Origin of the sequence: Nonomuraea africana (genome assembly GCF_014873535.1) — a bacterium.
In the GTDB taxonomy this organism is placed as follows: Bacteria; Actinomycetota; Actinomycetes; order Streptosporangiales; family Streptosporangiaceae; genus Nonomuraea; species Nonomuraea africana.
Genome location: NZ_JADBEF010000001.1, coordinates 2,149,069 through 2,168,602, shown reverse-complemented (window position 1 = coordinate 2,168,602; position 19,534 = coordinate 2,149,069). Strand labels below are relative to the sequence as shown.

At 71.4% G+C, this 19,534-nt stretch carries 24 protein-coding genes; 15 read left to right on the top strand and 9 right to left on the bottom strand.

What is annotated here, in order from left to right; genetic code table 11:
- Positions 1–31: 31 nt before the first annotated feature.
- From H4W81_RS10130 to H4W81_RS10090, 9 genes are all read left to right on the top strand, one after another.
- The gene (locus tag H4W81_RS10130; protein ID WP_192774569.1) at positions 32–1,636 is read left to right on the top strand and encodes an ABC transporter substrate-binding protein; all 1,605 of its coding nucleotides are present in this window, start codon (positions 32–34) and stop codon (positions 1,634–1,636) included.
- Complete coding sequence (locus H4W81_RS10125; RefSeq protein ID WP_318781637.1) at positions 1,606–2,568, top strand: ABC transporter permease; 963 nt, start codon at positions 1,606–1,608, stop codon at positions 2,566–2,568. The genes H4W81_RS10130 and H4W81_RS10125 overlap by 31 nt, the downstream gene beginning before the upstream one ends.
- Positions 2,568–3,407: an ABC transporter permease gene (locus tag H4W81_RS10120; protein ID WP_192774568.1), complete on the top strand. Its 840-nt coding sequence runs from the start codon at positions 2,568–2,570 to the stop codon at positions 3,405–3,407. The genes H4W81_RS10125 and H4W81_RS10120 overlap by 1 nt, the downstream gene beginning before the upstream one ends.
- Positions 3,408–3,409: 2 nt before the next feature.
- Positions 3,410–4,336: an ABC transporter ATP-binding protein gene (locus tag H4W81_RS10115; protein ID WP_318781636.1), complete on the top strand. Its 927-nt coding sequence runs from the start codon at positions 3,410–3,412 to the stop codon at positions 4,334–4,336.
- A complete protein-coding gene (locus tag H4W81_RS10110) occupies positions 4,333–5,076 on the top strand; it encodes an ABC transporter ATP-binding protein (RefSeq protein WP_192774566.1) in 744 nt (247 codons plus the stop codon). The genes H4W81_RS10115 and H4W81_RS10110 overlap by 4 nt, the downstream gene beginning before the upstream one ends.
- Positions 5,077–5,092: 16 nt before the next feature.
- Positions 5,093–6,472: an amidase gene (locus H4W81_RS10105; protein WP_192774565.1), complete on the top strand. Its 1,380-nt coding sequence runs from the start codon at positions 5,093–5,095 to the stop codon at positions 6,470–6,472.
- Between the two features lie 200 nt (positions 6,473–6,672).
- Complete coding sequence (locus H4W81_RS10100) at positions 6,673–7,161, top strand: hypothetical protein (RefSeq protein ID WP_192774564.1); 489 nt, start codon at positions 6,673–6,675, stop codon at positions 7,159–7,161.
- A 5-nt stretch (positions 7,162–7,166) separates the two neighbouring features.
- Positions 7,167–7,430, top strand: a complete 264-nt coding sequence (locus H4W81_RS10095) for a DUF3817 domain-containing protein (RefSeq protein ID WP_192774563.1) — start codon at positions 7,167–7,169, stop codon at positions 7,428–7,430.
- Complete coding sequence (locus H4W81_RS10090) at positions 7,430–7,621, top strand: HD domain-containing protein (protein ID WP_225958534.1); 192 nt, start codon at positions 7,430–7,432, stop codon at positions 7,619–7,621. Before H4W81_RS10095 ends, H4W81_RS10090 begins: the two co-directional genes overlap by 1 nt.
- Positions 7,622–7,700: 79 nt before the next feature.
- On the opposite strand, the gene H4W81_RS10085 is transcribed toward H4W81_RS10090, so the two are convergent.
- Genes H4W81_RS10085 through H4W81_RS10070 form a run of 4 tightly spaced genes read right to left on the bottom strand, consistent with a single transcriptional unit; the run spans position 7,701 to position 9,587 of the window.
- Positions 7,701–8,147 carry a MarR family winged helix-turn-helix transcriptional regulator gene (locus H4W81_RS10085; protein WP_192774561.1) on the bottom strand — a complete coding sequence of 149 codons (447 nt, stop codon included), beginning with the start codon at positions 8,145–8,147 and terminating at the stop codon, positions 7,701–7,703.
- Positions 8,144–8,317 carry a hypothetical protein gene (locus tag H4W81_RS10080; RefSeq protein WP_192774560.1) on the bottom strand — a complete coding sequence of 58 codons (174 nt, stop codon included), beginning with the start codon at positions 8,315–8,317 and terminating at the stop codon, positions 8,144–8,146. Before H4W81_RS10080 ends, H4W81_RS10085 begins: the two co-directional genes overlap by 4 nt.
- Complete coding sequence (locus H4W81_RS10075; RefSeq protein ID WP_192774559.1) at positions 8,314–8,742, bottom strand: nucleoside deaminase; 429 nt, start codon at positions 8,740–8,742, stop codon at positions 8,314–8,316. The genes H4W81_RS10080 and H4W81_RS10075 overlap by 4 nt, the downstream gene beginning before the upstream one ends.
- A complete protein-coding gene (locus tag H4W81_RS10070; RefSeq protein WP_192774558.1) occupies positions 8,739–9,587 on the bottom strand; it encodes an LLM class flavin-dependent oxidoreductase in 849 nt (282 codons plus the stop codon). The genes H4W81_RS10075 and H4W81_RS10070 overlap by 4 nt, the downstream gene beginning before the upstream one ends.
- Before the next feature lie 92 nt (positions 9,588–9,679).
- Between H4W81_RS10070 and H4W81_RS10065 the strand changes: the two genes are divergently transcribed.
- Positions 9,680–10,141 carry an Lrp/AsnC family transcriptional regulator gene (locus H4W81_RS10065; RefSeq protein ID WP_192774557.1) on the top strand — a complete coding sequence of 154 codons (462 nt, stop codon included), beginning with the start codon at positions 9,680–9,682 and terminating at the stop codon, positions 10,139–10,141.
- Positions 10,142–10,148: 7 nt separating this feature from the next.
- Here the strand turns inward: H4W81_RS10065 and H4W81_RS10060 are convergent, their stop codons facing one another.
- The gene (locus tag H4W81_RS10060) at positions 10,149–11,390 is read right to left on the bottom strand and encodes an erythromycin esterase family protein (protein ID WP_192774556.1); all 1,242 of its coding nucleotides are present in this window, start codon (positions 11,388–11,390) and stop codon (positions 10,149–10,151) included.
- 75 nt (positions 11,391–11,465) lie between these two features.
- On the opposite strand from H4W81_RS10060, the gene H4W81_RS10055 reads away from it, so the two are divergent.
- Positions 11,466–11,891: an archease gene (locus H4W81_RS10055; RefSeq protein WP_192774555.1), complete on the top strand. Its 426-nt coding sequence runs from the start codon at positions 11,466–11,468 to the stop codon at positions 11,889–11,891.
- 31 nt (positions 11,892–11,922) lie between these two features.
- On the opposite strand, the gene H4W81_RS10050 is transcribed toward H4W81_RS10055, so the two are convergent.
- From H4W81_RS10050 to H4W81_RS10040, 3 genes are read right to left on the bottom strand one after another with little or no spacing between them, the layout of a single operon-like run.
- Positions 11,923–13,362 (bottom strand): RtcB family protein, encoded by a 1,440-nt coding sequence (locus tag H4W81_RS10050; RefSeq protein ID WP_318781635.1) that lies wholly within the window; start codon positions 13,360–13,362, stop codon positions 11,923–11,925.
- Positions 13,363–13,368: 6 nt separating this feature from the next.
- Positions 13,369–13,614, bottom strand: a complete 246-nt coding sequence (locus H4W81_RS10045) for a DUF3040 domain-containing protein (protein WP_192774554.1) — start codon at positions 13,612–13,614, stop codon at positions 13,369–13,371.
- Positions 13,615–13,629: 15 nt separating this feature from the next.
- Positions 13,630–14,163: a DUF1772 domain-containing protein gene (locus H4W81_RS10040; RefSeq protein ID WP_192774553.1), complete on the bottom strand. Its 534-nt coding sequence runs from the start codon at positions 14,161–14,163 to the stop codon at positions 13,630–13,632.
- Positions 14,164–14,351: 188 nt separating this feature from the next.
- On the opposite strand from H4W81_RS10040, the gene H4W81_RS10035 reads away from it, so the two are divergent.
- The 4 genes from H4W81_RS10035 to H4W81_RS10020 all read left to right on the top strand — a co-directional run bounded on the left by H4W81_RS10035 (position 14,352) and on the right by H4W81_RS10020 (position 19,023).
- A complete protein-coding gene (locus tag H4W81_RS10035; RefSeq protein WP_225958533.1) occupies positions 14,352–14,759 on the top strand; it encodes a YbhB/YbcL family Raf kinase inhibitor-like protein in 408 nt (135 codons plus the stop codon).
- A gap of 73 nt (positions 14,760–14,832) precedes the next feature.
- On the top strand, positions 14,833–15,249 hold the full coding sequence (locus tag H4W81_RS10030) for a CBS domain-containing protein (RefSeq protein WP_192774551.1): 417 nt from the start codon (positions 14,833–14,835) through the stop codon (positions 15,247–15,249).
- Positions 15,250–15,714: 465 nt separating this feature from the next.
- A complete protein-coding gene (locus tag H4W81_RS10025) occupies positions 15,715–17,886 on the top strand; it encodes an amylo-alpha-1,6-glucosidase (RefSeq protein WP_192774550.1) in 2,172 nt (723 codons plus the stop codon).
- Positions 17,887–17,898: 12 nt separating this feature from the next.
- On the top strand, positions 17,899–19,023 hold the full coding sequence (locus H4W81_RS10020) for a glycosyltransferase family 4 protein (RefSeq protein ID WP_192774549.1): 1,125 nt from the start codon (positions 17,899–17,901) through the stop codon (positions 19,021–19,023).
- 7 nt (positions 19,024–19,030) lie between these two features.
- Here H4W81_RS10020 and H4W81_RS10015 read toward each other — a convergent pair whose 3' ends face one another.
- Complete coding sequence (locus H4W81_RS10015; protein ID WP_192774548.1) at positions 19,031–19,423, bottom strand: VOC family protein; 393 nt, start codon at positions 19,421–19,423, stop codon at positions 19,031–19,033.
- Positions 19,424–19,534 lie beyond the last annotated feature (111 nt).

Genomic DNA, 19,534 nt, shown 5'->3' with positions numbered 1-19,534 from the left:
ATCCCCCGGAAGCCCCCGAAAGGCGCGACACATGAGCAAACGACTGCTGGCGGCGACAGCCGTCCTGGCCCTGGGCGTGGCCGCGTGCGGCGGCGGTGGCGGCAGGAGCGCGGCGCCCGCGCAGAGCGCGGGCCTGAGCGCGGACACCCCCGAGCCCAAGGGCGACATCGACGGCTTCACCTGGGTCTCCTATGCCGAGCCCCCGACGCTCGACTACGTCCACGCCTTCGACTACCCGCAGAACATGGTGCTCTCCAACGTCTGCGAGAGCCTCATGCGGTGGACGCCGGACCTGAAGGAGGCGCCCGGTCTGGCGGAGAAGGTCGACCGGCCCGATCCCAGGACCCTCGTCTACACGATCCGCAAGGGCGTGCGCTTCCACAGCGGCGCGGAGATGACCGCCGACGACGTGGTGGCCAGCCTCAACAGGCACCTCGACGAGCAGGTCGGCTCGTACTGGATCTCCACCTTCCGCAACGTCGAGTCGATCACCAAGACCGGGCCGATGGAGGTGACGGTCGCCTTCAAGCAGCCGGACGCGCTGTTCAACCTGGAGATGGGCGCCTCGCCCGGCACCGTGGCCAGCGCGGCCTCGATCAAGGCCATGGGCAAGGCGTTCGGCACCGCGGACGGCGGGCTGGACTGCACGGGCCCGTTCAAGCTCGGCACCTGGACCAAGGGTCAGTCGATCCGGCTGGACCGCTTCGACGGCTACTGGGGAGCCAAGGCCAAGGCGGGCAAGGTCACCTTCGCCTTCGTCCCCGACGCCGCGGCCCGCACGAACGCCCTGGTGACCGGTGAGGCGGACGGCGGCTACCTGATCCCCGCGAGCTCCATCGCCCGCCTGCGCGCCTCCGGCGCGGGCACCGTCTACGGCGGCCCCAACCTGACCACCGCCGACCTGATCGTGGCCGACCTGCGCCGCGGCCCGCTCTCCGACGTCAGGGTACGGCAGGCGCTCTCCCTCGCCATCGACAGGGACGGCCTGGTCAAGGCGGCGCTCGGCGAGTACAGCAAGCCCACGACGGTGCCCGCTCCCGTCGAGGCGTGGCGCAACGTCCCCGAGGCGCGGCCGGCCGCTCCCCCGGTGAAGCGGGACGTGGCGGCGGCCAGGAAGCTCATCGCCGAGGCGGGAGCGGCGGGCCGGAAGATCGTGATCGCCACCTCCAACGCGGCGCCCGAGTTCCCGGTGATCTCCAACGCCGTGCAGGCCGCGGCCAAGGAGATCGGCCTGGTCGCCGAGGTGCGGACCATCGCGCCCGACGCCTACACCGCGCTGTTCTCCGACCCCGAGGCGCGCAAGGGCATCGACCTGTTCCCGACCCTGTGGTATCTGTCGGCCACCGACCCGCTGGAGCTCTACGGCCTGTTCGAGTCGAGCCAGTTCGAGAACTACGGCGGCTTCTCCGACCCCGCCTACGACAAGCTCGTGGCCGAGGCCCGCGCCGAGCACGACAGGGCCGAGCGGGCGCGGCTGACCGCGAGGCTCCAGGAGACGGCGGCCACCCAGCTGCCCTGGATCCCGCTGGCCGACCTCGACAACGTGATGTTCCTCGGCAAGCGCATCACCGGCGCGCCCACCAGCATCTCCTACCTCTACTACCCGTGGGCGGCCGACGTCGGGGCGGCGGGCTGATGGCCCGGTTCCTGCTGCGGCGGCTGGCCGGGATGGCGGGAATCCTGGGGGCGGCGTCGTTCCTGGTGTTCTCCGCCCTCCAGCTCGCCCCCGGCGATCCGGCCAGCTTCCTGCTCAGCGGGCGCTCGGCCACACCCGAGGCGATCGCCGCGATCCGCGCCCAGTACCGGCTCGACGACCCGTTCCCCGTGCAGTACCTGCACTGGATCGGGGGCGTGCTCACCGGCGACTTCGGCCGCTCCGTGCAGTTCCGCACCGACGTCGGCGGGCTGATCGCCGCCCGCGTGCCGATCACGCTCACCCTCATCGGCATGGCCTTCGTCCTCACGATCGTCGCCGGCCTGGCGTTCGGCGTGTGGAGCGCGACCAGGCCGGGAGCGGTCGACAAGGCGGTGCTCGTGGGCAGCTCGGTCGCGGTCGCCACCCCGTCCTTCGTCCTGGGGTTCGTGCTCATCGCGGTGTTCTCCGTGAACCTCGGCTGGTTTCCCTCCATCGGCGCGGGCGAGGGCGTGGCCGACCGGCTGCACCACCTCGCGCTGCCCGCCGTGGCCCTGGCGCTCACCTTCACCGGGGTGCTGGCCAGGGTGTCGCGCACGGCGATGATCGACCAGCTGGGCCAGGAGTACGTCACGGTCGCCCGAGGCCGGGGCGTGCCGGAGCGCACCATCGTGCGCAGGCACGTGCTGCGCGGCGCCATGACCGTGACCCTGACCTACGGCGGCCTGCTGGTGCCCGGCCTGCTGATCTCCACCGTGCTGGTGGAGACGGCCTTCGGGGTCAACGGACTGGGCCAGCTGCTGCAGTACTCGGTGACGGTCAAGGACTTCCCCGTCGTGCAGGCGCTGACCCTGCTGACCGTTGCCGTGTTCGTGCTCGCCAACATCGTCGTGGACCTCATCGCGCCGCTGGCCGACCCCCGAGTGAGGCGTTGATGGAGACCCTCGTCGTCAGACCGGGACTGCGCAGGCTCAAGGGCGACGGGCTCCGTACGGCCGCGCTCGTCGTCATCGCGCTGCTCGTCCTCGCCGCGCTGCTCGCCCCGCTCATCGCCCCCGCCGATCCCGACGCCGTCGACCTGTCCGCCGCGCTGGCGGGACCGGGCGGCGACCACCCGCTCGGGGCCGACGCCTCGGGCCGCGACCTGCTCTCCCGGGTGATCTACGGAGCCCGGACGGGACTGCTCGGCCCGCTGGGCGTCGTGGCCATCTCCACGCTGCTCGGCGTGGTGGTCGGGCTGACGGCCGCGTGGCACGGCGGCTGGGTGGACGCCGCGCTGTCGAGATCGATGGAGTTGATCTTCGCCTTCCCCGGCCTGCTGCTGGCGATCCTGGTGGTCGCGATGTACGGCCCCGGCCAGACCGGACCCGTGATCACCCTTGCCGTCGCCTACACCCCGTTCGTCGGCCGCCTGGTCCGCGGCGTGGCCAGAGCCGAGCTGGGCCGTCCCTACCTGGCCGCCTACCGGGCCCTCGGCTTCGGCGGCCTGGCCGTCTGCCTGCGCCACCTGCTGCCGAACATCGCGCCGGTGATCCTCGCCCAGTCCACGATCAACTTCGGCTACGCCCTGCTCGACCTGGCCGGACTGGCCTTCCTCGGCCTGGGCGTGCAGCCGCCGGCCGCCGACTGGGGAGCGATGATCAACGAAGGGCAGACCGCCGTGCTGCAGGGCGCCCTCGGCCCCATCCTCGTCCCCGGCCTGGCCATCGTGATCAGCGTGATCGCCTTCAACATCGTCGGCGAGAGCCTCGCCGACCGGGTCTCCAGGAGGTGACCGTGCTGGAGATCGACGAGCTGTCGGTACGGCTCCCGCACACCGCACGACCGGCCATCGACGGCATCTCGCTCACCGTGGCGGAGAACGAGACCGTCGGCCTGGTCGGGGAGTCAGGATCGGGCAAGTCCCTGACCGCCCGGGCCGTGCTCGGCCTGCTGCCCGCCGCCGCGCTCACGGCCGGGCGGATCCTGATGGACGGCGCGGACGTGCTGCGCATGTCGCCTGCCGCGCTGCGCCGCCACCGGACCCACGGCGCCGCGATGATCTACCAGGATCCGCGCGCGGCGATCAGCCCCTTCCGGCGGATCGGCGACTTCCTCACCGAGATCCTCCGCGAGGAGCTCGGCGCCAGGGCGGCCCGGGCCAGGGCCGTCGAGCTGCTGGGCCTGGTCGGCCTGCCCGAGCCGGAGCGGCACGTACGCCAGCACCCGCACGAGCTGTCCGGCGGCATGCTGCAGCGCGTGGTGATCGCCGCGGCCCTGGCCGGAGAGCCCAGGCTGGTGCTGGCCGACGAGCCGACCACCGCGCTGGACGTGACCACGCAGGCCGAGATCATCCGGTTGCTGCGCGACCTGCGTGCCAGGACCGCGGCCGGGATGCTCTTCATCACCCACGACCTGGAGCTGGCGGCGATGATCTGCGACCGCGTCTACGTGATGTACGCGGGGCGGATCATGGAGACCGGGCCGACGCGACGGCTGTTCGCCGACCCGCGTCACCCCTACACCTCCGGCCTGCTCGCCGCCACCCCGCGCGTCTCCGACCTGGGCGCCCTGCCGCCCGCCATCCCCGGACGCCCGCCCGACCTGCTGACCGCGCTGCCCGGCTGCCCGTTCGCGCCGCGCTGCGCGCACGTCACGGAGTCCTGTACGGCTGCCGCCCCGTCCCTGGCGGACGGCGTGGCCTGCGTCAAGGCGGGATCATGAGCAATGACCTCGAGGTGCGTGGCCTGCGCAAGCGATACGGCACGGCGACCGCGGTGGACGACGTCTCCTTCGACCTGGCGGCGGGCGGCTCGCTCGGCCTGGTCGGGGAGTCGGGCTCGGGCAAGACCACCACGGCCAGGCTGCTGCTCGGCCTGGAGCGGCCCGACGCAGGCACGGTGCTCGTGGCCGGCAGGCCGCTGGCCGTGCTCGACCGCAGGGCCAGGGCCCGGCTGATCCAGATCGTCTTCCAGGACCCGTTCGGCTCGCTCGACCCCCGCCTCGCCGTACGGGAGTCCCTGACCGAGGTCCTGCGGCTGCACTTTCCCGGCGAGCCGCACGCGTCCAGGGTGACGGAGCTGCTCGACCAGGTCGGTCTCGGGCCGCGGGAGGCGGGGGCGCTGCCCAGGGAGCTGTCGGGCGGGCAGCGGCAACGCGTCGCCATTGCCAGGGCGCTGGCGGTCAGGCCCAGGGTCCTGGTGCTCGACGAGGCCGTGGCCGCGCTCGACGTCTCCGTGCAGGCGCAGATCCTGGGCCTGCTCGCCGAGATCCGCGCGGCCAGCGGCGTCTCCTACCTGTTCATCACCCACGACCTGGCCGTGGTCGGCTGCGTCACCGACCACGTGGCGGTCATGCGGCGCGGCCGGATCGTCGAGTCGGGCCCGACCGCGCGCGTGCTGACCGCGCCCGCGCACGACTACACCCGGCTCCTGCTCGACTCCGTGCCGCGCCGCCCCTTCTGAGAGGACACTCCGCGAAATGCTGGCTTACCTGTCGGCCACCGAGGCCCACGCGCTCATGTCTCGCCGCGAGCTGTCGCCCGTGGAGTTGCTGACCGCCGTGATCGACCGCGCCGAGGAGGTGGAACCACGGATCAACGCCTTCACCGAGCGCCTGTACGACTCGGCGATGGAGCAGGCCAGGCGGGCCGAGAGCGCCTTCCGCAACGGGACCGCGAGGCCCCTCGAGGGCATCCCCGTCGCGGTCAAGGAGGAGCAGCCGATCGAGGGCCGTACCCACGAGGAGGGCTCGCTGCTGTTCAAGGGCACCATCGCGACGGTGACCCATCCGGTGGTCACCCGGATCGTGGCGGCCGGTGGCATCGTGCACGCCCGCACCGCCACCCCCGAGTTCAGCTGCGCCGCCTTCACGCACAGCAGGCTCTGGGGCGTGACGCGCAACCCGTGGAATCTCGACTACTCGCCGGGCGGGTCGTCGGGCGGCTCCGGCGCTTCGCTGGCCGCCGGGACCTCCCTTCTCGCCACGGGCTCCGACATCGGCGGCTCCATCCGCATCCCCGCGTCGTTCTGCGGGGTGGTCGGGTTCAAGCCGCCCTTCGGCCGGGTGCCCGCGCTGCCGCCGTTCAACCTCGACCAGTACTGCCACGACGGTCCCATGGCCCGCACCGTCGGCGACGTCGCCCTGCTGCAGAACGTCATCGCCGGGCCGCACCCGTGGGACGTCGTCTCCCTCCGGCCCAAGCTGGAGCTGCCGCGGCTCACCGGCGACGTGCGCGGACTCCGTGTCGCGCTGTCCCTGACGCTCGGCGACTACCTGGTGGAGCCGGACGTCGTGACGGGCACGCTCGCCGCCGCGCAGGCGCTGCGCGCGGCGGGGGCGATCGTGGAGGAGGTCGAGCTGCCCTGGACCAGGAAGCAGATCATGGCCGCGGCCGACGCCCACTTCGCCGGGATCTTCGGCGCCGGGATCGGCCACCTCGCCGCCGAGCACGCGGACCTGCTGACCGACTACGCGCGCGAGTTCGCCATGACGCGCTCGGAGCTCGGCTTCTACCAGGGGCTGGAGCTGGAGGGCGAGATCTACCGGCCGCTGGGCGAGCTGCTCGAGGACTACGACGCGCTGCTCTGCCCGACCACGGCCGTGCCCGCCTTCCCCGCCGAGCACGACGGCGGACCGCTGGCGATCAACGGCGAGCTCGGCCACTACATGCTGGGCGTGATGACGATCCCCTTCAACATCGCCAGCCGCTGCCCGGTCCTGTCGGTGCCGTCCGGGCTGGCGGCCAACGGCGTGCCGACGGGGGTGCAGGTGGTCGGCCGCACGTACGACGACGTGACGGTCTTCGAGCTCGCCGCCGCCCTGGAAGCGGCCCTGCCCGGCATCGGCCACCCGGCGTGACACACCCCTCCCGGCGGCGGCCGGTCACGTGCGGTCACGGGGCCGACGCCGGGCGCTTCGTGGGGAAGATCGTTCTGTTGCCGTGAGGCGTGCGGCCCGGCTCTCCCTGCGCCCTCCTTGAAGGCGACGCCGTCCGACAGGGGCCTTCAGGAAGCCTGAAGCTTACCTGCTAGGCTTCAGGCAGCCTGAAGGGAGAACCCGTGGAAGCTCTACTGCTGTCCGTGCATGTGCTCGCCAGCATCGTGTTCGTCGGCGGCTCGGCCGTCGCGACAAGCCTGTTTCCCCGCTATGCGCCGACCGTCGAAGCCGTTCCAGCCGCTGGACCTGCCACTGCGCCCAGCGGCTCGCCGCCGGAGGCTTCGGGTGAGCGCAGCCGCGCCGTCGCCGTCGCGCTCCACCGCATCACCCGCGGCTACAGCGTCTTCGGTGTCATCGTGCCCGCCGCCGGGATCGCCCTGGCCCTCGCCCAGAACCGGATGGGCGAGATCTGGATCACTCTCGCCATGATCCTCACCGCCGCCGCAGGCGCCCTGCTGGCCCTGCAGATCTATCCGCGCCAGCGCGACGCGCTCGCCGAACCCGGCGACGGCGCCCGGCTGCGCACGCTCAGCATGCTCGCCGGCGTCTACAACCTGCTGTGGGCGATCGTCGTCGTGCTGATGATCGTCCGCCCCGGCTCGGACACGTGATCGGCGTGCGCACACTTCGCATCGCGGCCGGGATCGAGGCCGCCTCCCTGGTGATCCTGCTGGGCAATCTGCTCACCACCCACACGAGAGCGATCACGTCGCTCGTCGGCCCCGTCCACGGCACGGCGTACCTCGTGGTCATCATGGCCGCCTTGCTGGCCCCCTCCGCCTCCTCGTCCGGCATCAGATGGCGCGCCGTCGTCCCGGGAATCGGCGGGCTGCTCGCGCTACGGCAGATGCGCACCCATTCCCCTGGCGGGTCGACGTGATGGACGCATACGGCGACCTGCCGTTTCCCCGCACCGACGTGGCGCTGAACGCCATGCGCTTCGCGCGCGGCATCGAAGACCCGGCGATCTTCAACCACAGCATGCGGACCTATCTCTACGGACGCTTCCTCGGCGAGCGGCAGGGCCTGCGACCCGGCCACGACTACGACGACTACCAGCCGAAGACCTGACCTCACCTGCGTGCGCGTCGCCTCGCAGGGCGGCGCCTTCGCGGGTTCACCGGCCGGTCGGCCGGTGAAGACGGCCGGATCAGGAGGCGGCTTCGCCCGCGAACGCCGCGCGGACGGCCTCGGCGACCTGCCGCTGGATCGGGTCCGCGTCCGGGCCGAACAGGCGGTCGTCCACCTCGGACACCGCCTGCGTCGCCGCCTCGAGCAGGCGGGCGCCCTCCGGTGTGAGCTCGATCGTCGAAGCGGATCCGGCCCGGGCGGTGTGGTCACGCACCAGCCCGGCGCCGACGAGCGACTTCACCGCGGCGTGCACGGTCTGCACCGTGATGCCCGACATCCGCGCCAGGTCGCTGAAGGAGACGCCCGGCACACCGGCGATGTGGCCGAGCAGCCCGAGCCTGCTGACCGTGAGATCCAAAGGCGCGAGAGCCGCGTTGAGCTCGACCTCGATCCGGCGCGCCAGCGTCAGCACGACGATGGAGGTGCTCGTCACGGGCGGGCGGGGTCGGCCGTTCTCTGTGGTCACCCTCCCAGTTTCCCGTACGGCGCGAGCCGGACCGCCGCTGATGACGCGATCTGCGAGGTGTCGAAGCACCGGTTCCAGGTCCGCGGGGGTTCGACCGGCACACCCCCGCCGGAGGCCCGCGGGGTGTCGACGACGTTGCGGACCACCATCGGCGCCGGGTCCTCCGTCAAGCGGTGTAGTAGCCCTCCACCGGGATCCTGGCGACGTCGTACAGTGCGGGGCCCTCCAGGAGGGGCTGCGGGAAGCCGCCGCCCGGCTTGAGCTCGGCGAGTTGCTCGTTCGACAGCGCGAACACCACCCGCCCCAGCCCCGACCGCTCGATCGCGCCCGTGCACATGCCGCACGGCTGGCAGCTGGTGTACATGGTGGTGCCCGCCGCCGTGCCCGGATCCAGCTCGCGCGCCGCCCACCTGGCCAGCTTCAGTTCGGGGTGCGCGGTGATGTCGGAGTCGGTGATGGAGGTGTTGTGGTCTTCGGCGAGCACGTCGCCGTCCGGGCCGACCAGGAGCGAGCCGAACGGCGGGTTGCCGCCCTCTCGTGACGCGGCGGCCAGTTCGACGGCCCTGCGCAGGTGACGCTCGTCCTCGGGTGTCACGGAAGCTTCCTCTCTCTGTGAGCCGCGACGGCGGCGAGCGCGTGCCAGGCCGTCTCGGGGTGGCGGGTCTCCTCGGGGTCGCTGTCGAACGGGTCGAGCACGACGGTGTCGGCGCCCATGGCGCGCAGCCGGTCGAGGTCGTCCATGATCTGCTCGATCGTGCCCTCGCCCGCGCGCCGCTCGGCGCCGGTGACCGGCGTGCCGGTTATCCGCAGCATGATGCGCGGCGCCAGCGCGGGTACGGCCCTGCCCTCCGCGTCGGCGATGGCCTTCAGCCGGTCCACCGCGTCGCGCAGCCACGGGATCGTGCGGCGCAGCGGATGCCACGCCTCGCCCAGCCGTACCGCGCGGCGCATGCCGGCGTCGCTGTTGCCGCCCACCCAGATCGGGATCGGCCCTGGACCGTAGTCACCCTCGTTCTTCCAGGCCTCCCGTACGGCACGCAGGTGCTCGTCGGTGAGCGGGCCGCGCCGCTCGAACGGCACACCGAGCGCCTCGAACTCCTGGCGGGCCCAGCCGGAGGCCACGCCGAGCACCAGGCGTCCGCCGCTGAGCTGGTGGAGGTTGGCGGCCATGCGTGCGATCAGCAGGGGATGCCGATAAGGGACGATGAGCACCGTGGTGCCGAGCCTGACGGTGCTGGTGATGCCGGCCAGCCAGGCGAGCGTGGTGAACGGCTCGTAGAACGGGGCCGGATACTGCTCGGCGACGTCGGGTGTGATCGCCACGTGGTCGGAGACCATCAGCAGGTCGAAGCCGAGGCCCTCTACGGTCTGCGCCCATTGCCGGAGCGTGGCCGGGTCGGTGCCCGGCCCAAAGTTCGGAACGTTTATCCCTATCTGCACCGGTCAAGACTATTCACCAGACAATCCCACTGGAAGGGATTTCTCACGGCATAACCCTCGGTTCCCCGTGGATCCCCCGCTATTCTGGCCAAATGGCCGTGACTCTTGACGCAACCGACTGGATGATCCTGGCGGAGCTCCAGCGCGACGGCCGCATCTCCCTGACGGAGCTGGGCCGGCGGGTCAGCCTCAGCGCTTCCGCGGTGACCGAGCGGGTCAAGCGGCTGGAGTCGGCGGCCGTCATCACCGGCTACCGGGCGCAGGTCGACGTGGAGAAGGTCGGGTTCCCCGTGCTCGCCGTGGTTCGCCTGAAGTACCCGGGTAACCGGCACGAGCCGCTGCACCGGCTCCTGGGCGAGCGCGCCGAGATCCTGGAGTGCCTGCGCACCACCGGTGACGACTGCTACATGCTCAAGGTCGCCGCCACCTCCATGGGCCACCTCGAACAACTGGTCAACGAGCTGACGGAGTTCGGCAGCACCACCACCAACCTCGTCTACAGCCAGCCCCTGCCGTACCGCGGCCCGCAGGCCCCGTCCCTCCCGCCCCTCTGAAGAAGGATCAGACCGCGGAGGGGAACGTCTCGTACTCCGCGGCCTCCGGCGGCTCCTGGTGCAGCGGGCGCAGCGCCTCGGTGCGGTCCAGCCAGATGAACGCGTCATAGCGGCGGCCGAGCACGGAGGGCACGTAGTTCGCCCGGTGGTCGCGCTCCGGGTGGTAGACGACGCCGATGGCCCGGTGCCCGATCGGCTGCTCCGGCCAGCCATCGAGCAGGAACAACGCCCGCTCCGGCCCGGCGTCGTGCATGATCGATTCCACGGATCCGGGCCGCGCCGGCGGCACGTCCATGATCCTCGACGGGGCGCCCCACCGCTGGGCCGCGATCACCGTGCCCCGGTGGCTGCCGAACCCGACGAGCACCGCCTCCTCGCCGTGCCGCTCCCTGGCCAGCTGGCCGAGGTTGGTCATGCCGGCCCTGGCCATGTCCGTGGCGCGCGCGTCACCCACATGGGTGTTGTGCGCCCACACGACGCCTTTGGCGCCGTAGTGGCCGGCGAGCCGGTCCAGCGTGTCGGCCATGTGGATGTCCCGCACGTTCCACGAGTGCGGGCCGCCGCGAACCATCGCCCGGTAGTAGCGCTCGGCGCCCGCCACGACCTCCGCGTTCTGCCGTGCGGCGAAGCCGGCCTCGTCCCGCGGCGTCCGCTCGGCCAGCTGGCACAGCAGTTCCACGACCTCCTTCTCGCACGATTCCGGCAGCAGCCGGGTCAGCAGGCCGTACTGCTGCGGATCATGCCCGTAGGCCTCGAAGCACTGCATCGCGCTCAGCACGGTCTCGGCCTGCTCGGGCAGGTGGGTCATGGTGTATCTGCGGATGGCCCGCAGGGAGTCCAGCAGGCTGTAGACGTCCAGGCCGTGGAAGCCGCAGCGGCGTTCCGCCGGTCGGGTGTCGTTCCACAGCCGCAGCCACCGCGCGAACGCGACGACCTCCTCGTTGGCCCACATGAAGGTGGGCCAGCGGGCGAAGCCGTACAGCGCCTGGAAGGGGTCGGCCCCGCCGGTGACGGCCTGGTGCACCCGCTCGCAGTCGGGCCAGTCGCCTTCGACGCCGATGAACCCGAAGCCCTTCTCCACGATCAGCCGCCGGGTCAGCCGCGCCCGCCAGGAGTAGAAGTCGTGCGTGCCGTGACTGGCCTCGCCGATCAGGACGAAGCGGGCCTCGCCCACCCGATCCAGCAGCGGGTCGAGATCCTCCCCGCCGGCCAGCGGCAGGGCCAGCCGTCTCACGTCATCGGTGGTCATGGCTGACTCCCTGCCCCTTCGCGATCGTCCCTACCAAGGCTTCCCAGCGGCCGGAATTGCTGGTGGAGTGGCAGTATGAGCAAGGGCCATCGCGCGGTCCCGCACACCGCCGACATCGCGGTCGAGGCGTGGGCGGACAACCGGGAGGAGTGCCTGGCCGAGGCGGTCCAGGCGCTGGTGGAGAGCTTCGCCGACAGCGGGGGCGCGGTACCCGACGACTGCGTGACCCTCGCCATGGCCGAGGAGACCGACGAGGCGTTGCTCGTCGCCGTGCTGGACGAGGTGATCTACCAGATCGAGGTGTACGGCCGCCTGGCGGTGGACGTGTCGATCGACGAGCGGACGGGCGCCACCAAGGGCCAGGTCGAGGTACGGCTGGCCACCGTACCGGTGGAGACGGCCGACCAGGTGGGCGCGATGCCCAAGGCGATCGCCGTGCACAGTCTGCGGTTCGGACGGGAGTGCGGGCTGTGGCGGGCGCACGTGCTGGTGGACGTCTGACCCTTGACGACGCCTGGCCCTTGACCACGCCTTAGCCCTTGACCACGCCGACGGGCGCCAGCTTGGCCACCTTGCGGGCCAGACCGGCGAGCTGGCAGGCATCGACCACCGCGTCGACGTCCTTGTAGGCCTGCGGCGTCTCCTCGGTGAGGCCACGGGCGGACGCGCCTCGCACGGCGATCCCGGCCGCCTCCAGTTCCGCGCGCAACCGGGCCGCCGTGGTGGTCTTCATCGCCTGGTGGCGGCTCAGCCGGCGACCGGCTCCGTGGCAGGCCGAGGCGAACGCGGGCGCACCGGGCATCCCGGCCAGCACGTACGAGCCCGCCCCCATCGACCCGGGCACCAGCACCGGCTGCCCCACAGGACGCAGGTCGGGCGGCAGGTCCTCATGGCCGGGCGGCAGCGCCAGGGTGGCGCCCTTGCGGTGGACGCACAGGTGGCGGGCCTGGCCGTCGACCTGATGGGTTTCGAGCTTGGCCAGGTTGTGCGAGACGTCGTAGAGCAGGATCAGGTCGCCGTGGCCGGTGGCGCGGTCGAAGGCGCGGCGGGCCGCCTGGCCGAGCAGCTGCCGGTTGGCCCGGCCGTAGTTGGCGGCGGCCGCCATCGCCGCGAGGTATGCCCTGCCCTCCGCGGAGGCGACCGGTGCGCACGCCAGTTGCCGGTCGGGGACGCTGATGCCGTACCGGGCCATGGCCGCCTCCATGGTCCGCACGAAGTCGGTGCAGATCTGGTGGCCCAGCCCCCGCGACCCGGTGTGGATCATCAGGCAGATCCGGCCCGGCCACAGCCCATACGCCTGGGCGATCGGCTCGTCGTAGACCTGGGCGACCGCCTCGACCTCCAGGAAGTGGTTGCCCGAGCCCAGGCTGCCGACCTGCTCCAGCCCGCGGTCACGGGCCCGGCGCCCGACCGCGCCCGGGTCGGCGTCGGCGACGGCCCCGCGGTCCTCGCAGCGGTCGAGATCGTTCGGCTCGCCATGGCCCCGCTCCACGGCGTACCTGGCCCCGCCTGCCAGGATCTGCTCCAACTCGGCGGTACGGCGCAGCCGCCACACCGCGCCCTGGCCCATGCCGCGCGGGATCGCCGCGTCCAGCGCGTCCATCAACGCGGTCAGGCGCGGCCGTAGCCGGTCGACGTGCAGGTCGGCGAGGAGCAGCCGCACACCGCAGGAGATGTCGAACCCGACCCCGCCGGGTGAGACCACCCCGCCCCGCTCGATGTCGGTGGCCGCCACGCCGCCGATCGGGAATCCGTAGCCCCAGTGCATGTCGGGCATGGCGTAGGCGGCCTCGACGATGCCGGGCAGCGTGGCCACGGCCGCCACCTGGGCCAGCGACTGATCGGCCGACGGGTCGGGCAGCAGCTCGCGGGTGGCGAAGACAACCCCTGGCACGCGCATCGCGCCCTGGCGTTCGATTCGCCACCGGAAGGGTGTCTCCTCGACCAGCTCCACGATCGCTCCGGGCCGCACCGCCACTCACCCGGCCGCGACGACGGCCAGCACCAGGCCCATGAGGACGGCGACCAGGCCCAGCCAGAGCAGTGCCGTCCGCGCCCGCGCCAACCACAGCCGGAGAGCCGACCAGTCGCCTTGTGGAGCGACCTCGCCACCGCACTCGACCCGGTAGATCGCCTCGACCCGCCGGACGAACTCCGGGTCGTCGTGGGCCAGCGACTGCTCCAGATCGGCGAGGCTGCGCCATTCCTTCCATGACAGGCTCATATGACCACCCTGCTCTCACCCCGACACCGCGATGATCAGCGCCACCAGGCCCACCACGGCGAGGGCCGCCCGGGCGACGTGGGAGTACTCCCAGCGATCGCGCACCGGCTGCCAGTCCGCCGGCACCGGCTCGACGTGGAGCCCGGTTCGCGTGGCGGCGGCGTCACCGAACAGGAGCCGGTAGGCGAGATGCCGGTGTTCATCCCGCCGCCGGTGGAGCTCGGCCACCATCCAATGGCGATCGAGCGGATGGGTGACCGTCCAGTAGACGGCCTGCATCGCGACCAGGGCGAGCACGGCGACGAGCGTCAGCCAGAACGGGACGGTGCCCGCCGGGGTCGACAGGAGCAGGACGATCAGGACGATCAGCCCCACGGCCTTCCCGATCCCGGCCGCCAGCGTGAACCCCGGATGGTAGATCGACTGGACGGCGAGATACACGTCTTTGTCCAGGCGGCGCTTGCCCGGCGACTCCAGGGCGTGCGCCAGCGCCGGGACGGTGCCCAGCACGAAGAAGAGCACCGCCAGGACCTGCAGCACCTCGAGCATCGGCACCTCCATGACGGCGAGGAGGGCCCGCGGTGGGTCTCGTCCTCCGACTGCCCAGCACGATCGGTGGAAAACGACCCGTTGTCCTCTTCGGCGAGATGTTCTGCCTGTTCGAAGGCGAGCCTTGGGGGCAGCGGACCGGCATGGCTGGGATAACGCTACGCAGTACCGCGTTCAACGATCACGCGATGATCCCCCGCGACCACTCCCACGAGGCCGGGGACGTCTCCCCGCAGCTGCAGTGGTCCGACGTGCCGGACGGCAGCGCCGAGCTGGCACTGGTATGCGAGGATCCGGACGCCCCCAGCGGCACCTTCACCCACTGGCTGGTCGCCGGCATCCCGCCCGACACCACGCAGATGGAGGCAGGCGCCGAGCTGAAGGCGTACGTCGTCGGCCGCAACGACTTCGGCCGGCAGGGGTACGGCGGGCCGCACCCGCCGCCGGGTGACGATCCGCACCGGTACTTCTTCCGCCTGTACGCACTGAGCGCGCCGACCGACCTCAGCGACGGTTTCTCCGCGGAGGACCTCCGTCGCGCGACCGAGGGAACCGTGCTCGCGTCGGGCACCCTGGTCGGCACCTACGGCCGATGACCGCGCCGAGCTCGGTCTTCGTTTGCCGGAGGCAGGGCGGGTATGGGGACTCGATCCGAGAGAGGAGAACGTCATGGCCAGGACCGTGGCCGACGTGATGACGGCCAATCCAGCGACCGTGGAGGCGAGCCAGCCGGTATCTGTGGCGGCCCGGCTCATGGTCGAGCAAGACGCCGGGGCGGTGATCGTCACCGACAACGGGAAAGTCAGCGGCATCGTCACGGACCGTGACATCACGGTGCGGGTCGTGGCCGAGGAGAAGGGATCCGACACTCCGGTCCGCGAGGCCTGCAGCGAAGACGTCGAGACCGTCGGGCCCGACACGAGCCTCGAGCAGGTCGTCCAGCTCATGCGCTCGGCGGCGGTACGCCGTGTGCCGGTCGTGGAGAAGGGAACCGCGGTGGGCATCGTGAGCATCGGCGATCTGGCGATCGAGCGAGACTCCGACTCCGCCCTGGCCGACATCTCGGCAGCGGAGGGCAACCGGTAGGACCCGGTTTTCCCCGAAACTCAGCGGCGATCCCGGGCCCGTGCCGATCTCGGGCCTGGGGTCGCCGCTGAACCTTTTGACGATCCAAGGGCATCTGTTGCGTTTCTGCGACAAACCTCCGGAGACACTGCAATCAGTAGAAGTCAGCTACGCTCCGTAATCGAGGGAATGCCATGATCAAAACACTCGCCATCCTGGCGGCGGCCGCAGCCGCGGTGACTGTGACCTTCGGGGTCCTCGGCCTTCGGAAGGGCACGCGTCCGGCCAGGCGGAGCTCGCGGTAAGGGGGGCCTGCCCGCCCAGCGCGAGACTGGGCGGCAGGTTTTCCGTCACGTGCTCCCCTCTCCCCCACGATCACGCCCGGACCAGCGAAGACGTCTCGCCGGGCCCGAGATGAAGTCGACTCGGCGCCTCGGAAGTGGGCAGGTAAGAGTGCACGGGGGGACTACTTGAAGGAGCACGTCAGTGAACGCGTGGACTTTCGAGGGACAGCCAGGGGCGCTCGGCGACACGGTCACACTGGTTGAGGGGAGCTCCTTCTGCGTGTGCGCTCGCAGCGGGGACATTCTGCCTGGCGACGCGCAGGGGGTCTATCACTCTGACACCCGGCTGCTGTCACGCTGGGAGCTGCGGGTGGACGACGCGCCCGTGGAGACGCTCGCGTTGATCCCGGCCGAGCCGTACCACTCCACCTTCCTCGGCAGGGCGCACCCGCGACCGGGACGGGTGGAGAGCACGCTGCTGGTGGTGCGGGACCGGTACGTCGGCGGCGGCCTGCGCGAGGATCTCCGGTTGCGCAACCTCTCGGAGGAGCCGATCGGCTGCACCGTGGCCATCTACGTGGGTTCCGACGTGGCCGACCTGTTCGAGGTGAAGGCCGGACGCGCCCGGCACGTGGCCGATGTCGAGATGGCGCCCGAGGAGACGGGGTTGCGGGTTTTCGCGGCGAGCCGGTCGCGGGGCGCCCGGATCGTCGTCGAGTCACCCGACACACCGGTGACGGCGGCGCCCGGTCTGCTCTGCTTCCGCATCGTCGTCCCGGCCCGCGGGGAGTGGCGGACCACGATTCTGGTGAACCCGGTCATCGAGGGGGAGGAGTCGTCCGCCTGGTTCCCCGTCGATCACGCGTTGGAGCACGCCAAGCCGGTCAGGCGGCTGGCCGACTGGACCCGCCGCAGCCCCGTCGTCCGCACCGGGCACAGCGGTCTGGCCAAGGCGCTGCACCGCTCGCGCGAGGATCTGGGGAGCCTGCGGCTGTTCGATCCCGACCATCCGGAGGACCCACCGGCGATCGCCGCGGGCGCGCCGTGGTTCATGACCCTGTTCGGCCGGGACGCGCTGCTGACCTCCTGGATGGTGCTGCCGCTCGACCAGTCCCTCGCCCTTGGCACGCTGCGCCGGCTGGCCCGGCTGCAGGGGACCAAGAGCGACCCCCTGACCGAGGAGGAACCCGGCAAGATCATGCACGAGCTGCGGTTCGGGGTGGAGAGCGGGGTGTCGCCGCATGGTGGCCACGCCTACTACGGGTCGGTCGACGCCACTCCCCTGTTCGTCATGCTGCTGGGCGAACTGCGCTGCTGGGGCCTGCACGAGGGGGCCGCCGAGGAGCTGCTGCCGCACGCCGACGCCGCTCTCGACTGGATCGAGCAATACGGCGGGCCCGACGGCCTGCTGTGGTACCAGCGCAAGACCGACCAGGGACTGATCAACCAGGGCTGGAAGGACTCCTTCGACGGGATCAACTTCGCCGACGGCACCCTCGCCCGTACCCCCATCGCGCTCGCAGAGGTGCAGGGGTACGTTTACGCCGCCTACCTCGCGCGCGCCCACTTCGCCAACAACGTCGCCGACGCCGAGACCGAGCGACGCTGCCTGACCAGGGCCACGGCGATCAGGAAGGCCTTCAACGAGCGGTTCTGGCTGCCCGACAAGGGCTACTACGCCATGGGCCTCGACGGCGCCGGCCGGCCCATCGACGGCTTCGGCTCCAACATGGGCCACTGCCTGTGGACCGGGATCGTGGACGAGGAGCGCGCCACCGCCGTGGCGGCGCACCTGATGTCGCCGGAGATGTTCACCGGGTACGGCGTGCGCACCCTGGCCACCTCGATGGGCGCCTACAACCCGATGAGCTACCACAACGGCTCGGTCTGGCCGCACGACAACGCGATCGTCGCCGCCGGGCTGATGAGGTACGGCTTCGTCGAGGAGGCCCAGCGACTCGCCCTCGGCCTGCTGGACGCCGCCCGGGCGTTCGGCGGACGGCTGCCCGAGCTGTTCTGCGGCTTCGACCGGGCGGAGTTCCCGCAGCCGATCCCCTTCCCGACCTCCTGTTCACCGCAGGCGTGGGCCGCCGCGGCCCCCGTCCATCTGCTCAGGTGCCTGCTGCGGATGGATCCGTGGGTGCCGTACGGGCAGCTCTGGATCGCTCCCACCCTTCCCCATGGCTTCGGGGAGCTGCGGATCAAAGACCTGCCGGTCGCCGGCGCCCGCATCACCATCGACGTGCCGGCGGACGGCCGATCCGCGATCGTCTCCGATCTGCCCGACGGGATCGAGCTGGTCACCGAGCCCCGCCCCGCGATCACCAACGCTTGCGAACGTCTCCCCTGCGCCCGCAGCCTGAAGCGCCCGTAGGAGGGGTGTCGCATGGACTCTCTGGTTGATCTGCCCCCACTACACCTGCGGTGGCGGGCCGGCCGGATGGAAGGGCTCCGGATCGCCATGGTGGCGCCGCCGTGGCACGACGTGCCGCCGAAGGGATACGGCGGTATCGAGGCGGTGCTGGCCGACCTGATCACGGGCCTCGCCAGGCGGGGCCACGACGTGATGCTCATCGGGGCCGGCCACAGCGTCGTGCCCGGCCGTTTTCTCCAGACCTACGAGCGGGCGCCGTCCGAACGGATCGGTGAGCCGCTGCCGGAGATGGTGCACGCGGCGCGCACCCATCGCCTCATCTGCGGTCTCGACGTCGATATCGTGCACGACCACTCCCTGGCCGGGCCGCTGTGCGCCGCCGCCCACGGCGTGCCCACGGTGGTCACCTGCCACGGCCCGTCCGACGGCGACTTCGGTGACTACTACCGGGCGCTCGGCGAGGAGGTCTCGCTCGTCGCGATCTCGGACAACCAGCGGGCGCTCGCGCCATACCTCAACTGGGTAGGCACCGTGCACAACGGGCTGGACGCCGCCACCTTCCCCTTTCGGGATCGGAAGGAGGAGTGGGTGCTCTGGCTCGGGCGATTCCACCTCGACAAGGGGGCGCACCTCGCGATCGACGCCGCCCGGGCGGCCGGACGGCGCATCGTGCTCGCCGGGAAACTCACCGAGGCGCTGGAGCGGGCCTATTTCGAGGAGTACGTCCGGCCTCGCCTCGGTCCGGACGCCACCTACGTCGGGGAGGCCGACGCGACTCGGAAGCGAGAGCTGCTGGCCGCCGCCCGCTGCCTGGTCTTCCCCATTCAGTGGGAGGAGCCGTTCGGCATGGTCATGATCGAGGCCATGGCGTGCGGCACGCCGGTGGTCGCGATCGGCCGGGGCGCGGTGCCCGAGGTCGTGTGCGACGGGGTGACCGGGTTCGTGTGCAAGACCACCGAAGAACTGCCGGCCGCGATCGAGGCCGCGGGAACGCTCGACCCGCGGGCCTGCCGTCAGTCGGTCGAGCGCGACTTCGACCTGGGCGTCATGGCACGAGGATACGAGCGCGTCTACCACCGGATCCTGCCGCCGCCTGCCTCCGTCCCCGCGGAGAACAGGCACCGGCACCGCTTCTAGGTCGCGTTCACTCGTCCGGGGGCCGGACGGCGTCCGCGCCGGCCGGCTCCCAGAGCTGGACGGGATTGCCTTCGGGGTCGGCCAGGTCGGCGAACCGGCCGTTGGGGTAGGTCTCCGCGTGCACCTCGACCGCGATCCCCGCGTCGCGAAGCTGGGCGACCATGGCGTCCAGGTCGCGCACCCTGAAGTTGATCGCCCACTGCTGCTCGGGCCGCTGGAAGTGCTCGGAGCCGCCGGGGAACGGAGCGAACACCGTCGGTCCCGCCTCCTGCTCCCAGGAGCGGTGCTCGTAGGTCGGCGGAGGCCCGCCGACGCCGAGGTGGTGTTCGTACCACCTGCTCAGCGCGCCGGAATCGCTCGCTCGGAAGAACACGCCGCCGATGCCCGTGACTCGCTCCACGCTCGCACCCCATTTCGGATGGCCCCGGTACATCGGACACCGTATCGGACCCGGCCGCCATAAACCTGCAAACTGAGTTTGAGGTTTCCTTTGAGTGGTGATATAAGTAGT

Coding starts and splice junctions, on each gene's coding strand:
- H4W81_RS10035 (WP_225958533.1), top strand. CDS start 14,352: ATGATCCCCCGCGACCACTCCCACGAGGCCGGGGACGTCTCCCCGCAG.
- H4W81_RS10045 (WP_192774554.1), bottom strand. CDS start 13,614: ATGAGCCTGTCATGGAAGGAATGGCGCAGCCTCGCCGATCTGGAGCAG.
- H4W81_RS10065 (WP_192774557.1), top strand. CDS start 9,680: ATGGCCGTGACTCTTGACGCAACCGACTGGATGATCCTGGCGGAGCTC.
- H4W81_RS10090 (WP_225958534.1), top strand. CDS start 7,430: ATGGACGCATACGGCGACCTGCCGTTTCCCCGCACCGACGTGGCGCTG.
- H4W81_RS10020 (WP_192774549.1), top strand. CDS start 17,899: ATGGACTCTCTGGTTGATCTGCCCCCACTACACCTGCGGTGGCGGGCC.
- H4W81_RS10110 (WP_192774566.1), top strand. CDS start 4,333: ATGAGCAATGACCTCGAGGTGCGTGGCCTGCGCAAGCGATACGGCACG.
- H4W81_RS10055 (WP_192774555.1), top strand. CDS start 11,466: ATGAGCAAGGGCCATCGCGCGGTCCCGCACACCGCCGACATCGCGGTC.
- H4W81_RS10120 (WP_192774568.1), top strand. CDS start 2,568: ATGGAGACCCTCGTCGTCAGACCGGGACTGCGCAGGCTCAAGGGCGAC.
- H4W81_RS10130 (WP_192774569.1), top strand. CDS start 32: ATGAGCAAACGACTGCTGGCGGCGACAGCCGTCCTGGCCCTGGGCGTG.
- H4W81_RS10105 (WP_192774565.1), top strand. CDS start 5,093: ATGCTGGCTTACCTGTCGGCCACCGAGGCCCACGCGCTCATGTCTCGC.
- H4W81_RS10030 (WP_192774551.1), top strand. CDS start 14,833: ATGGCCAGGACCGTGGCCGACGTGATGACGGCCAATCCAGCGACCGTG.
- H4W81_RS10060 (WP_192774556.1), bottom strand. CDS start 11,390: ATGACCACCGATGACGTGAGACGGCTGGCCCTGCCGCTGGCCGGCGGG.
- H4W81_RS10040 (WP_192774553.1), bottom strand. CDS start 14,163: ATGCTCGAGGTGCTGCAGGTCCTGGCGGTGCTCTTCTTCGTGCTGGGC.